The sequence below is a fragment of the Shouchella lonarensis genome (assembly GCF_900096965.1).
GTDB lineage: Bacteria > Bacillota > Bacilli > Bacillales > Bacillaceae_D > Shouchella > Shouchella lonarensis.
This window is the reverse complement of sequence record NZ_FMYM01000015.1, coordinates 1-13,840: the sequence shown is the minus strand read 5'-3', so window position 1 is coordinate 13,840 and position 13,840 is coordinate 1. Positions and strand designations below refer to the sequence as shown.

Annotated in this window: 13 protein-coding genes; 4 read left to right on the top strand and 9 right to left on the bottom strand. The window is 42.4% G+C overall.

Annotated elements, in window-relative coordinates; all coding sequences use genetic code 11:
• Positions 1-336: 336 nt before the first annotated feature.
• From BLT29_RS12685 to BLT29_RS12670, 4 genes are all read right to left on the bottom strand, one after another.
• The gene (locus BLT29_RS12685; protein WP_090776693.1) at positions 337-1,053 is read right to left on the bottom strand and encodes a M73 family metallopeptidase; all 717 of its coding nucleotides are present in this window, start codon (positions 1,051-1,053) and stop codon (positions 337-339) included.
• A 74-nt stretch (positions 1,054-1,127) separates the two neighbouring features.
• Positions 1,128-3,488 (bottom strand): S8 family serine peptidase, encoded by a 2,361-nt coding sequence (locus BLT29_RS13950; RefSeq protein WP_090776692.1) that lies wholly within the window; start codon positions 3,486-3,488, stop codon positions 1,128-1,130.
• Positions 3,489-3,922: 434 nt separating this feature from the next.
• Positions 3,923-4,459 carry a signal peptidase I gene (locus BLT29_RS12675; RefSeq protein WP_090776691.1) on the bottom strand — a complete coding sequence of 179 codons (537 nt, stop codon included), beginning with the start codon at positions 4,457-4,459 and terminating at the stop codon, positions 3,923-3,925.
• Positions 4,460-4,516: 57 nt separating this feature from the next.
• Positions 4,517-4,972: a flavin reductase family protein gene (locus BLT29_RS12670; protein ID WP_090776690.1), complete on the bottom strand. Its 456-nt coding sequence runs from the start codon at positions 4,970-4,972 to the stop codon at positions 4,517-4,519.
• Positions 4,973-5,146: 174 nt separating this feature from the next.
• On the opposite strand from BLT29_RS12670, the gene map reads away from it, so the two are divergent.
• The gene (gene map, locus BLT29_RS12665; RefSeq protein WP_090776689.1) at positions 5,147-5,914 is read left to right on the top strand and encodes a type I methionyl aminopeptidase; all 768 of its coding nucleotides are present in this window, start codon (positions 5,147-5,149) and stop codon (positions 5,912-5,914) included.
• 44 nt (positions 5,915-5,958) lie between these two features.
• Here the strand turns inward: map and BLT29_RS12660 are convergent, their stop codons facing one another.
• Together BLT29_RS12660 and BLT29_RS12655 are read right to left on the bottom strand one after the other, a co-directional pair.
• Positions 5,959-7,245: an aspartate aminotransferase type Ic gene (locus BLT29_RS12660; protein ID WP_090776688.1), complete on the bottom strand. Its 1,287-nt coding sequence runs from the start codon at positions 7,243-7,245 to the stop codon at positions 5,959-5,961.
• A 78-nt stretch (positions 7,246-7,323) separates the two neighbouring features.
• Positions 7,324-7,677 carry a hypothetical protein gene (locus BLT29_RS12655; RefSeq protein ID WP_090776687.1) on the bottom strand — a complete coding sequence of 118 codons (354 nt, stop codon included), beginning with the start codon at positions 7,675-7,677 and terminating at the stop codon, positions 7,324-7,326.
• A 273-nt stretch (positions 7,678-7,950) separates the two neighbouring features.
• Between BLT29_RS12655 and BLT29_RS12650 the strand changes: the two genes are divergently transcribed.
• The gene (locus tag BLT29_RS12650) at positions 7,951-8,199 is read left to right on the top strand and encodes a GlsB/YeaQ/YmgE family stress response membrane protein (protein WP_090776686.1); all 249 of its coding nucleotides are present in this window, start codon (positions 7,951-7,953) and stop codon (positions 8,197-8,199) included.
• A gap of 60 nt (positions 8,200-8,259) precedes the next feature.
• Here the strand turns inward: BLT29_RS12650 and mgtE are convergent, their stop codons facing one another.
• The gene (gene mgtE / locus BLT29_RS12645) at positions 8,260-9,633 is read right to left on the bottom strand and encodes a magnesium transporter (RefSeq protein WP_090776685.1); all 1,374 of its coding nucleotides are present in this window, start codon (positions 9,631-9,633) and stop codon (positions 8,260-8,262) included.
• A 643-nt stretch (positions 9,634-10,276) separates the two neighbouring features.
• Between mgtE and abc-f the strand changes: the two genes are divergently transcribed.
• Both abc-f and BLT29_RS12635 read left to right on the top strand, forming a co-directional pair.
• Positions 10,277-12,082, top strand: coding sequence for a ribosomal protection-like ABC-F family protein (gene abc-f / locus BLT29_RS12640; protein ID WP_176763922.1), 1,806 nt, complete (start codon positions 10,277-10,279; stop codon positions 12,080-12,082).
• Between the two features lie 23 nt (positions 12,083-12,105).
• Entirely contained in the window at positions 12,106-12,528 is a 423-nt protein-coding gene (locus BLT29_RS12635) for a GNAT family N-acetyltransferase (RefSeq protein ID WP_090776683.1), read from the top strand.
• Positions 12,529-13,117: 589 nt separating this feature from the next.
• Here the strand turns inward: BLT29_RS12635 and BLT29_RS12625 are convergent.
• Both BLT29_RS12625 and BLT29_RS13755 read right to left on the bottom strand, forming a co-directional pair.
• Entirely contained in the window at positions 13,118-13,666 is a 549-nt protein-coding gene (locus BLT29_RS12625) for a GNAT family N-acetyltransferase (protein ID WP_090776681.1), read from the bottom strand.
• 31 nt (positions 13,667-13,697) lie between these two features.
• The coding region (locus tag BLT29_RS13755) for an alpha/beta fold hydrolase (protein ID WP_245701295.1) at positions 13,698-13,840 on the bottom strand (143 nt) is incomplete at its 5' end.

The following is a 13,840-nucleotide window of genomic DNA, read 5'->3' as shown; positions in this document are numbered from 1 at the left end:
AATTTTGTGCTATCAATCAAATTATAACAACAACGATCATAGAATCGTCTATCTGAACCTCTTCTATTTCCCGCTCCAAAAGATCACTTACTTCAACGTTTCATTTTCACCGCGGTAATTTCTCCCTGTACAAAAACATTTCCATTCAGTTATCTCATCCTTTTTTACCATATTTCACATTTACACACTAAAAATGAGCTTATATGACTATAAATAGATGTTTCCATCACACTATGAAACTTACATATATTAGACAAATGTAGGCCATACTACCTATTCACTAATCGGACATATAAAAAACAGACCAGCAATAGGTTGCTGGTCCATGAAAACATGCTATTTTTCTGTATACAATGCTCCCTCATCTGTTTGTTTCCCTAAAACATCTAGCACTGCCTCATACGTAGCACCTTGATATTCATTACCCGCTTCTGCGTCTAATTTCACGCCAATATTTATATCAATGTACTGCCCTTGCTTAAGTTGCCAAAACTTATTTTTATCTCCATCTAAGGCGCCATCACCAAAAATAAATGAAGTTGCATTATCCGTATACGCATCCTCATCCACAATGCCCGTCAAAATTTCAACGCCGTTTAGTTTTTTCTCCTGCGTCATCGAGACAGAAGCAGACTGGCGCTCATTGGTAACACCATCAAACAATTTCTGCAAATCATACTGCGCGCCTTCGTATACGTCCTTGTCTGGCGCCACTGTATATTTAATTGCAATGTAACCCACTTTATATGCATCAATTGGTGCCGCTACGTCGATGCTATGGGAGTATGTGGTACGTAAATGTGCATCAAGCGTTCCTGTATTTCCGACCTCCAACCAGTCGCCGAAAATGAGCTGTGACGGTGCAAAGTTTGTTGCCTGAACAATGTTTCCTGAAATGTTATTGCCGTCATTTAATTCCAACGTACCGTTTGTGAGCTGGCCAGAAGCTGATGTTTCTGATGTAAACCATGAAAAAGATCCATTATTTCCTACCATCAAAACAATCGCTCCCGCAAACGCCGTACCAATCATTGCTATTTTTAATTTCTTCATGTCCGAATTCCCCCTTGGAGTGATAAATTTCATCTACATAGCAGGGCTACATGAGCCCCACTATCATTGCATGATTATTCTTTAAAAGAGCGACCAACAGGATATGGTTCTACTGCTTCCGGTGTTACATATGCACCAAATGGTACACGGTACACCTCATCATCATCGTCTTGATTCGTGTACGTAATGTAACCACCATATAACCCTTGCTTTGCTGTCTTTGGACCGAGGAAGAACACATTGTTTGTCACCGTTTTACCTGCTGGCACGGAAACAACCGTATTTGTTTGTGCCACAATCCCATTTGCAGAAGCTTCTTGTGTGCCGTTGACAGTATGAAAATCAACATCCACGTTAAAGGTCTTCGCTGTTTCACCGCTATTTGTAAAGCGTAAGCTCTCCCGTTCACGAATATTCCCATCATTTGTGCTCACAAATCCATAACTGATAGCACCCGTTAAGTCGTCGACAAGCTGTAAACGATCGTTTTCCAGATGCAAGCCATCAATCGTTGTTTGAATCATCATATCTGTAGCTACCGCGTCTTTTGGTTGGATGAGACCTGCACCAACTTCAAACACATTGTATTCTTGAGAAAGGGGAACAGCTGTATTCATTAACCGTGTTTTCACATCAGCCGGTGTCCAATCAGGATTTGCTTGTAGCATAAGTGCAACCACACCCGTTACGTGCGGCGCCGACATCGATGTTCCAGACATCCGAGCGTACGCAATATCATAATTCCCGACGTGCTCAGAGCCTGCTGTGTACGATGGTACTGTCGATAAAATTGAGACGCCTGGTGCGACAATCTCTGGTTTAATTGCGGCCGTGACGTTAATTGGTCCACGAGAGCTAAAGTCTGCCAACCGGTCGCCGCCAGCAACCATTTCTGACATGTCACCAAACGTTACTTGACTTCCTTCCTCTAATTTCTCTGCAATCGCACTTCCTTGCTCATACGTTAGTGAAAAGCTCGGAATATAGCTATGGCTTTCACCAAGATAAAATGGAATGTGCCCTTGACCCGGCTCATGATTATAAATGATTGTTGCTATCGCACCATTTGCCTTCGCATTAGCAATCTTCTCGTTAAAAGTAATTTCACCACGAGAAATGACTGCAATCTTTCCTTCTACATCGATCGTTTCAAAGTCTGATGCGTATCCAAGACCTGCGCCAACCAGTTCATATGATTCATGCGCAAATGCCGCTAAATCAGCGCCAAAAGAGGTCGCTAAAACACGTAAGTCTCCTGTCAATGTTGCTTCTCCTAAAACATACGAACTTGAAAACTCTGTTATTGTTGCTGGTAGATCACTTGCACCCACACCAATTGGCAATGCCGCTGTCCCTGGAGAACCGACTGTGCCTAGTCCACTCCCAGCATTCCCTGCTGAATTGACGACGGTTACACCGGCTAGCGACGCATTATTCGTTGCGATACTTGTTGGATAAATTGGGTCATTAACGCTCGCACCAAGAGAAAGATTGATGACGTCCATACCGTCACGTACTGATTGATCAATTGCCGCAATGACATTTGATGTTAACCCACTACCATATGGACCAAGTACACGATACGCATAAAGATCTGCATCTGGTGCAACACCAAGCACAGCCATGTCTACATCATTGTCTGCTTGTCCACCAATTGTTCCGGCTACATGTGTCCCGTGATTCGTATAATACGGTCGACCTGAAGCGCTAAATTCTGGTAGACCCGACTCGAGCCAATCATCATAAGTCGCTTCCATTGGATCATCATCACCATCAACAAAATCATAGCCACCTTTATAAGCATTCGTAAGATCTGGGTGGTGATAATCAATGCCTGTATCTAAAACACCTACTTTTATTCCCGCACCCGTCACACCATCGACATGCATGTCTGTAATTCCTAAATGCGGTAAACTATTCGCCATCAATGGCTCCACAACATCGTCTAGGCTTGTCTCTTCAACGGGAGCAATTAACTCAACTGTATCATTGCTATAAATGGCCTTTACTCCTTCGACTTCTAACAAATCCTCAACTTGATTGGCCGGTAAACTTAACGCCGCGCCGTTGAATACGGTTTCATATGTTTTCTCAATAACATATTCTGATTGTTCATTAGAAACTTCTTCTAGCGCCTCTTCAAACGCGACATGTGACCCTTCGACCTTCTCTTTTGCCTCTTCCTCTGACAATTTCTTTCCGAGCTTTTCAGCTGTAGCAACAGCTACTTTTTCAGGCATTTCCGTTAATTCCACAATGACTGATACTGTCTCTTCACTCTCTAAATCAATATCATCCTGAATGTACAAATGCTTCTTTTCTCCATTCTCTGCCAAAGACGGTTGCGACGGAAATGTAAACGAACTTGCGACCATACCTAGTGCCAATGTCGCTGCACAAGCTACCTTCGCATATCTTGATGTTGCTTTTTTCATGAAAGCATCCTCTCCCCGTGTGTAAGTGTGTGATTCTAATCGAATTATAGCAAAAATATAAACATACAGGATGCCCTTTTCTCACACTTCTATCTTCACATATGATTTGTCTATTGTGAAGATAGAACACTTTTAATACGTAAATCCCCCCTTGTAACTAGGATTTATGAACCTTTTGTTCTTTCTTCAAACCGTTCCTTTTTAAACATCTGTCTGAAAATGATCCTTTTTACTCATACGAAATATAGTTCTATTTATATATTATAATCCCATAAATCAGGAAACTCCATGGACCATTTGACTTATGCGATGACCTCATCATCATTAATTTCACACAAAAAAGCACATGAACAATCAAAGCATCCACCTCTCTTTAAAAATGCTTTAGAGAGCATGGATGCATTAAAGTGGACATTCCTTTTGAATGCAACTTTCTAAGACTTCTCGTTAGAACGTTTTCTGATGATTTCATAGAGCGTGAGCAATAAATAAATTGCAATTGGCAAAGCAATCAGTAGTACATAACCGATCGGTTGTCGAATAGACTGCGCAAGTGAACCTAATTTAGGAATCGTGAACACGTGGACACCAACAATCTGTTCCTTCACAACAGGATCTTCGTCTGTGACATTATTATTGTCTCCTTTTGTTACATAATAAGTGACACCTTCTTCAACATATTGATCCGTGACGCGATGGGTAACAAATCGGCGTTCTGGCATCATAAAAGTAATGATATCATCCACAGTGACTTCAATGTCCTCTACTGGCTTCATCACCACCACATCTCCACTACTAAAAGATGGCTGCATGCTATTTGACAATATGGTATAAGAAGACCATCCAAAAAAAGTGGGCCCTCTCCCATATTCGTCTTTTCCTTGGAGAACAAATAAAATGACTACAAAAAATAAAAATGAAAAGATCCCTATACCTAACAATTTTATTACGGATATAATGTGTTGCTTCATCACGACACCTGCCTTGTTTGCAACAGCGATACTTCATCACTCGGTTACACGTTAGTTCTAAACCATCCTTTTATAACCACCTTCATAATAAACAAGCGGCGATTCATTCGTCACAACCACATCTCTTACTTTCCCAATAAAAATTGAGTGATCACCTTGAACACTGACATCGTGCACATCACAAGCAATGGTCGCAATTGCTCCTTCTACAACAGGCAACCCGTTTAGAAACGAAAAAGAAACATTTTCTGACTCTTTTTGTCCTGCAAAATGCATAGACAAGTCAGCACGATCTTCTGACAAAATATTAACAGAAAACGTCCCCGTTTCTTCTACCATCGGTTTAAACTTTGCATGATTTGCAATGGAAACCGCAATCAGCTTTGGGGTAAGAGAAACTGACATAAATGCATTTGCTGTCATCCCATGGTAATTGCCTTCCACTTCGGTTAATAGCACAGTTACGCCTGTTGCAAATTTACTCATTGCCGTTTTAAATAATCGATCATCCATTGTCATTCCCCTCCCTAGATAAAAACATCATAATCATAAATAAAAGTTGAAATTGACTCAGCCGCTTCTGTCTTACAAAACAATATGCTAAAATAACATACATAAAAAAATGAACCGTTATTCTCTTTACACATTATATATATTAATCTGACCATAAGAAAGTAGGTAATCATCTTGATCACATTAAAATCAAACCGTGAAATCGCACTGATGCAAAAAGCGGGAGCATTACTGGCGTCTTGCCACAAAGCACTCTCGTCCTTCATCAAGCCGGGTATCACAACAGCTGAAATTGATTTATTTGTTGAGCAGTTTTTAAAAAAACATCACGCCACAGCCGAACAAAAGGGGTATAAAGGCTATCAATACGCAACATGCGCCTCGATCAATGACGAAATTTGTCACGGGTTCCCGCGTCGTACACCACTGAAAAACGGCGACATTGTCACGATTGATTCTGTATTTAATTTGAATGGTGCCTTGGCCGATTCCGCTTGGACATATGCTGTTGGCAACGTTTCCAAAGAAGCACGTGATTTGATGAAGGTCACTCATGAGTCTCTATACAAAGGCATCTCACAAGCTCAAGTCGGTCATCGTATTGGCGACATTGGGCATGCAATTCAAACTCATGCTGAGACAGCCGGCTATGCCGTGGTCCGCGATTTTACAGGGCATGGCGTGGGTCCCACACTCCATGAGCCCCCACAAATATTACATTTTGGGGAACGAAACAAAGGACTACGCTTGCGTGAAGGCATGGTGATCACCATTGAACCAATGATTAATATTGGTCGCTATGAAAGCAAACTTGATCATAACGGTTGGACCGCACGCACAATTGATGGCTCACTCTCTGCTCAGTACGAACATACGATAGCCATCACAAAAAATGGACCGCTCATCTTAACAGACCAAGGGGAAGCGCGCCCTACATATTAGTAGGACGACTTCCATCTCTACGTAACGACGTCATAGATGCATGCTCATACCGCCAGCAATTTTTCTACAGCAGCTAGCTCTACACAAACACAAATAATTTTCATCGCTTGCTCTAGCTCACTCATGCTCGGATATGTTGGTGCAATACGAATATTTCTGTCTCGCGGGTCAACGCCATATGGAAATGTCGCACCAGCAGTCGTTAACGTCACGCCAGCTTGCTTAGCAAGCGCCACAACCCGTTTTGCACAACCATCAAGCACATTTAAGCTAACAAAATAGCCACCTTTTGGTTTCGTCCACGTGGCAATGCCTTTCCCAGCTAATGACGCTGTGAATGCGCGATCCACTTCCGCAAATTTCGGCTTTAAAATTTCGGCATGCTTTTTCATCAATGCGGGAATCCCACCCACTTTCTCAAAAAAGCGGACATGCCGCAATTGATTTATTTTATCGGCACCTATTGTTTGCACCGAAAAAAACCTTTTTTTTGCTGCCGTAATATTCGCTTCACTTGAGATAAATGCTGAAATACCTGCGCCAGGAAATGTCATTTTTGATGTAGAAGCAAACATGTAAACACGGTTTTCATTTTCTGTACCCGCAACATCCTCAAAAATGTTGCGTAACTCATCAGGTGTGTTCGTCAAATGGTGAACAGCATACGCATTGTCCCAGAAAAGACGAAAATCTCGTGCCTTTGTTTGCATCCTTGCTAATCGACGAACCACCTCGTCACTATAAGTAATACCAGTTGGGTTACTGTACTTCGGGACACACCACATCCCTTTGATCGCATCATCTTCACGTACAAGTTGCTCTATTTCATCTATGTCCGGCCCTTCTTCTGTCATTGCAATGGGAATCATTTCTATCCCGAACAATGCACAAATCTCGAAGTGACGGTCATAGCTTGGGACAGGACATAGAAATTTCACTTTAGGAAGCTTGGACCACGGCAAGCATCCATCTTCTACACCATGTGTCATCGCCCGAGCAACACGATCGTGCATTAATGTTAGGCTTGAATTGCCGCCAACAAACACTTGTGAACTGCGTACCCCAAACATTTTGGCAAATAATCCTTTTGCTTCAGGAATACCATCTAGCCCACCATAATTTCGTGGATCGATGCCGTTTTCTACTTGCAGACAATCTTTCGGAGTGAGTACATTTAATAAATCCATCGATAAATCAAGTTGTGCAGGACTCGGCTTTCCGCGTGCCATGTTTAAGGAGATATTTTGGGCACAAAAATGATCAAATTGCCCTTTTAACATATGATAATGTTCCTGTAATCCAGTCTTATTCATTGTATGTAACGTGTCCATATGTGGCTCCTCCCTTGCATCACCACGAGCTTCTACGTGCGTATTGGCACGCAGAAGCTGTGGTCTGTCAATCTTATTTTAATGCTTGTCTACTTTACTCATATCAAGGTTGTAATCACCTTCACCAGCTGGCACTGGTTTCTTCGCGCCACCAAAAATCGTCTCTCGGCTAATCTCCAACTTTTCTGCAGCCCGATCAAAATACGGATCAGCCAACTGCGTATCTTCATTCAACACAAACTCAAGCGCATTAATTTGTGTGCGTAACCGTTGCATCGTTCGGTCTAAATAAATATACACTTGTTGCTCGTGCTGTGACATTTGTTTGAAACTTGCCTCATCCACCTTCATCTCTTTCACTTTATTAATGCACTTACCCAGCTCTTCTCGCAACACATTCCGTTGCTGCTTCACAATTGTTACGTCTCTCATTGATCATTCACCCTTTCATGCATGTTACACAAAATCGAGGAGAACCATGGACTGATCCTACGTGTACTCCTCCATTATAGCGGTTTTATTCAAAAATCTCAGCTTAAAGCCCTTAAATTCTTAAAAAAGTTGCCACCCCGTGTTCAAAACCGCTTGATAAAAGGGTTTGAATAGCATACCAAATTTCTCCTGTTTACTTTTATTTAAATAGGGAAAACAAAAGGTACATCGTTTTTTATCACGTAAACACTGATAAAAGAAAAGGAGGAAATCATGGGTATTCTTTGGAGCATTCTAATTGGTGGTTTAATTGGTTGGGCTGCTGGTGCCATCACAAAACGAGATATTCCATATGGCATTCTGGGCAACATTATTGCTGGGATTGTCGGCGCAAATTTAGGCATGTGGATCTTTGGCGCGTGGGGACCTCGTCTCGGCGGCTTCGCTTTAATTCCCGCGCTTGTTGGGGCGATTATTTTAGTACTTGTAACCAGTGCCGTATTACGGGCAATAAAAAAATAAACATAGGTGTGTAACAGAGAAGGATCTGCTCGTTACACACTATGTTTTCCTGTGACATTTTTACATCACGATATTTCCTAGCAAAACGGTCGCCACTGTAAAGTAAACGAGTAAGCCAATAATATCATTTAAGGTGGTAATAAATGGCCCTGATGCCACTGCCGGATCAATTTTGAATTTATCAATGATCAACGGAATAATGGTACCAATGACAGCTGCAATGCTTAACGCTACAAATAGTGAGATACCAACAATAAAGGCAAGCGTCCAATTCCCTTGATAAAACACGCTAATAATGACCATTAACACAACCATACATATTAAACCAAGCAACAAACCTGTCCCAAGTTCACGTCTAATTGGTTTCCATACACCGCTCCGTTCAAATGACCCTGTTGCAAGTCCACGCACAGCCACTGCTAGCGACTGCGTCCCTGTATTTCCCGCTGTCCCCATGATCAGTGGCATAAACGCTGCCAATAACACCACTTGTTCTAATGTCTCCTCAAACCGACCAATAATATTAGCTGTTAACAAACCGAAAAACATCAACAAAATTAACCACGGTGCTCGTTTCCTCGCCGCCGCAAATGCTGTTAATGATAAGTCAGTCGCCCCGCGTGATGCAGCAAAATCATCAAAGTCCTCCGTGGCTTCTTCCTCCAAAACATCAATGACATCATCAACCGTAATAATACCAACTAGCCGCTTATCCGGCGTCACAACTGGTACCGCTAAGAAATCGTATTCTTTGATTAAATGGGCGACGTCTTCTTGATCATCATTTTCAAATACAGATACAACTTTCGTACTCATCATTTCTTCTACTGTCCGAGATGGTGCTGCAACGATGAGGTCACGTAATGAGACAACGCCAACCAAATGTTGATTTGCATCCACAACGTATAAATAATAAATGGTTTCCGCTTCGGGCGCTGTTTGCCTTAATGCCTCAATCACTTCTTTCGCTGTAGAAGTAACGGCAAGACGAATAAATTCCTTTGTCATAATCGCACCGGCTGTTTTTGGTGCGTAAGCCATGAGCTCTTCTACACGCTTAGACTCTTCTAAATCCATCGCGCTAAGCATGTCATCTGCTTTATTCTTATCAATTTCAGCTAAAAAGTCAGCCACATCATCAGCAGACATATGGTTAAACATCGACACAGCATATTGGTAACTGAGCTCAGGGAAAAGCGTGAGTTGATCTTCTAACTCAAACCCTTGAAACAAATCGGCAAACTCTTGTGGGCTCAAAAATAATAGTACTTGTTTTTGTAACGCCTTTTCTAGCCGCAAAAATAATTCCATCTGATCGGTTGGATGCAAGGCTAAAAATGACTCTCTAAAAAGACGTAAATTACGCTCAGATAAATGTTTGATCACTTCTTTTTCATAATCATTCCGTTTCCACTTACTTTTCAACAACTCCAAATCGATCCCCTCCTTTTAAAAAGAGAGGCGCTTCATTCCTACAGGCTGATGTAGGATGAATTGCTCCTCAAACTGATCTCGTTTTCTACAGCCTATCCTCGGATTGGGTAAACTATCCATCCCACACCACCCCCTTTATCATTCATTTTAGGTACGCACAAAAAACACCTCGTTTAAATGGAGGTGTCAAAACAGTTCCATACTTATCGCAAAAGTACATTGCACAACTGCTTGTGCACTCTAGACTGTTCAACTCCAACGTATCTTTCTCATCTCAAACATCCTTCGTGCTCCACTTTACCGTGATCCACCCACGCTGTCAATCATTTTTCTACTGATTTATTGACATGGTTCCTGTAGCAATGTAAAATTCATATGGAAAACATGTACTGGAGGTGGACGACATCGAGCTTAAAAAGTAATCATACGAACTGTTTCTTTCATAACCCGACAAATACGCACAGTTTTAGCGTGAAAAGACGGGATTCGTATGCACTTTTTTAGGGCGATGTTGACCACAAACAATAGAAACAAGCTTATACCGTACATAGCGGCTAAGCGTTTATTTGTGTATCCATATTACCCATGATTTTTACGTGCGCGTTTCCTCACACTTTTCGCGACATTCATGGGAGGTATGGATATGTTTATTTTCCAAGCAACTTGTTTAAAAAAAGAATGGTGTGGACACACGCTTTTTGAAAATATCCACATCGAATTAAAGAACGGAGAGCATGTCGCCGTATATGGACAAAATGGCGTTGGCAAAACGACGCTACTACGCGGCTTATGCGGAGACACCCCGTTTGACCACGGATCGGTCACCCACATGGTTCCCGTCTCGCAATGGGCTTTCTTGCACCAAGAAGTCCATGCAACAGCAACGTTGCAAGACTATGTTGCAACAGGAGACCATGAGCGCGCACTCATAAAACAACAATTAGAGACACTGACACAAAAGCTGGAAGACCCCGACTCATTCAAACGTTACGAAGTATTATATGACCGCTTTTTGCAAATGAATGGTTACAACCTCGATACGGATGTAGAAAAATGTTTGCACACCGTCGGGCTACCACCAGACACTTGGCACACACCTGTCTCTCACTTAAGCGGCGGTCAAAAAACGCGCGCACAAATCGCTCGTATTTTGTTGCAACAACCTCCTTGTGTAGTGATGGACGAACCAACCAATCATTTAGACGAAGAAACGATCACGTGGCTCGCCACATGGATAAAACAATATGACGGCGCCGTTTTGTATGTATCACATGACCGCTACTTCCTTGATGAAACGGCCGAGGCGATCTATGAATTAACCGAAACAAGTTGCACCCGTTACGAAGGTGGTTATACAGCTTACAAACAACAAAAAGACCTCGAGCGGAAAACACAAGCAGCTGAAGCAAAGAAACAAGAACAAGAGCGCCAAGCGTTACTGGCAGCCATTCGTAATTACCAACAATGGTTTCAATCCGCTCATAAACAAGCTGGACAAAATGATTTTGCCCGCGCCAAGGCAAAGAAAAATGTCTCCCGTCTACACGCCAAAGAATCGGCGCTGAAACGTCTTGATGAGTCGCGCATTCGTAAACCACAACAAAGTGAGCGTCTCCATATGCATTTACAAGCAACTTCTTTTGCCGGTCGCACATTGCTACAAGCGACAGATGTCTCTTTTTCCTACGGGCACAAAAACCTTTTTACTGATGTCACCTTTTCTGTCAACCGCAGCGATAAAATTGCCGTCACCGGTCCGAATGGCGCTGGCAAAACGACGTTGCTCAAATGTATGATTGGCACACTTACACCTGTTACTGGGAAAGTCTCGATGAGCCCACAAACGAAAATTGGCTATTTCTCGCAAGAACTTGATGACTTGTCTGCCAAGCAAACGATCCTCGACTCGTTTTTAACGCTCCCAGGCACTGTTGAAGCCGATATTCGCACATTACTTGGCTGTTTTCTCTTCTCCAGAGATGATGTGCATAAGCAAGTGCGCGCTCTTAGTATGGGTGAGAAATGTCGGGTTGCGTTTTTAAAGCTTTATTTACGCGGAGCAAACTTACTTGTGCTGGACGAACCGACCAATTTTCTCGATATTGATACGCGTGAAATCATTGAAGACTTGTTGCAGGGATACGACGGCGCCCTCGTTGTTGTCTCACACGACCGGTACTTTTTAGAGAAAATCGCCACCCGCGTTCTCCATGTAGAAAAAGGGCGTGTTGATATGTATGATAGCAACTACAACGCTTACCGGGAAAAACGCGCCCAACCTCGGCTCAACACAGCCGCACAGCTACGTGCTAATGAGCGCGAGCACCTGCAGTTCCAGCTCACAACACTCATTAGCGCAACGACCGAAGCACTGTCAGCTGAACAAGAGACGGAGATTGAGGAGTTGAAGGCGCGGTTGAGGACGTTAGAGCGGGAAGACAAGCGATAGGATAAATAGAAAGGAGCAATCCAATGATCCATCAACTTACAAAAGAAACAGACATCAAACTTGCTTATGATTTATTACACACATTACGACCAGACCTTTCACACGAAGCATTCACCCACTTATTTCAGGACATGCAACAGAGTGGTTATGCGATATTTGGATACATGGAAGGGCAAGAATTAACAGCGATCGCAGGCGTCGCGATTCAGACAAATTTTTACAACAAAAAGCACTTGTACGTCTATGATCTCGTGACAAAAGAAACGGCACGCTCAAAAGGATACGGTGCAAAATTGATCACTTACCTTTCTGATTACGCGCGCGAACAGGGGTGTCAGTACATTGCATTAGAATCGGGGCTGCAAAGACTCAATGCCCACCGGTTTTACGAAAGAATGGGCTTTGAGAAGTTCTGTTACTCATTCCGATTGGACTTACGTAAGTAGACACATGAAGAAAGAAGGTAGCATACTGTACATGCCTACCTTGTTTCTTCCCTACGCGTTTTATCTCTTTACCGACCAACCCACACATTAACCATTTTTCAAATGAGTAATCATATGCCCTACTTATCGGAATCACCCATTCTATCTAACCATACATCCATGAAAAAAAATGTGCCCCAAGAAAGTACATAAAGAATGATGATGTTGACGTCGATCGTGTCGACCAAACTTCTTCCTTCTCTAAAAATCAAAAGTAAACAGAGAAAACCAACTGCACCTGTCATCATATAGATAAACCCGCGTTGTACACGGGAAGATTGCAAGCGCACGCAAAGTATTTGTGGTATGGAACCGAAAATGACGAAGCAGAGAAATGCGACCGGCAAGTATGCGAAAAACAACATACCTATTTTTGTGAAATCATACAGAAACAATAAATAACTAGCAACAATGATAGCGGGTATCATTGCATTCAAAAACAGATGTTTTACTAGAGAAGACGCTTTTTTGTATATAAAATGCAATAATATGAACAGCAGCAGGGTTATTAGAATCGCAGGAAAGATCATGCCTATCATAAACGTCAACATTACGTTTTTGCTATGTCCTCTTCATTTATTGTAATAGAATGGTGTACCCCGTTACCGTTGTCGACCGAATAGATAACATGATTTTTCCCAAACACAAATGATTCCTTTTCCTCGCGCAAACCAATTTTCTCAGCGACACGACGCGACGGCATATTGTCCGGTACAATGATACTAATGATTCGGTTCAATCCTAACGTTTCAAACGCATAGTTTTTACAAGCGAACGCAGCTTCAGAACCAAAGCCTTGTGACCAGTGATTTTTATCAATATGATAACCGACTTCCACTTCAGTGCATCCATCAACTGTTTGCTTGACCAACCCACAATCACCGATCAATGTTTGATTCTCCCGTAAGCAAACCGCCCAGAGCCCAAAGCCATTTTCTTCATAGCTTTCCTGATTCCATCTCACCCAAGCTTCTGTCTTCTCATAGCTAAACGGGGATGGATAATGCGCCATCGTTTCACGATCAGAGAAAATCTCATGCAACCGCGGAATATCATCTTCTGTAAACGGACGTAAACATAGTCGTTTTGTTTCTATCATTTACAAACGCCTCCCTTGTGAACCTTTTACACTAGGTTTCTATTCTATCCAACCATTCATTGATAAGCGCATGAAACAATTGTGGTTGCTCAATTTGTAAGTTATGGCCCGCTATATCGAGTACAGCAAATGTGCTGCGCGGGTATTTGTTCATGATGTTGAGCGCATCTTGAT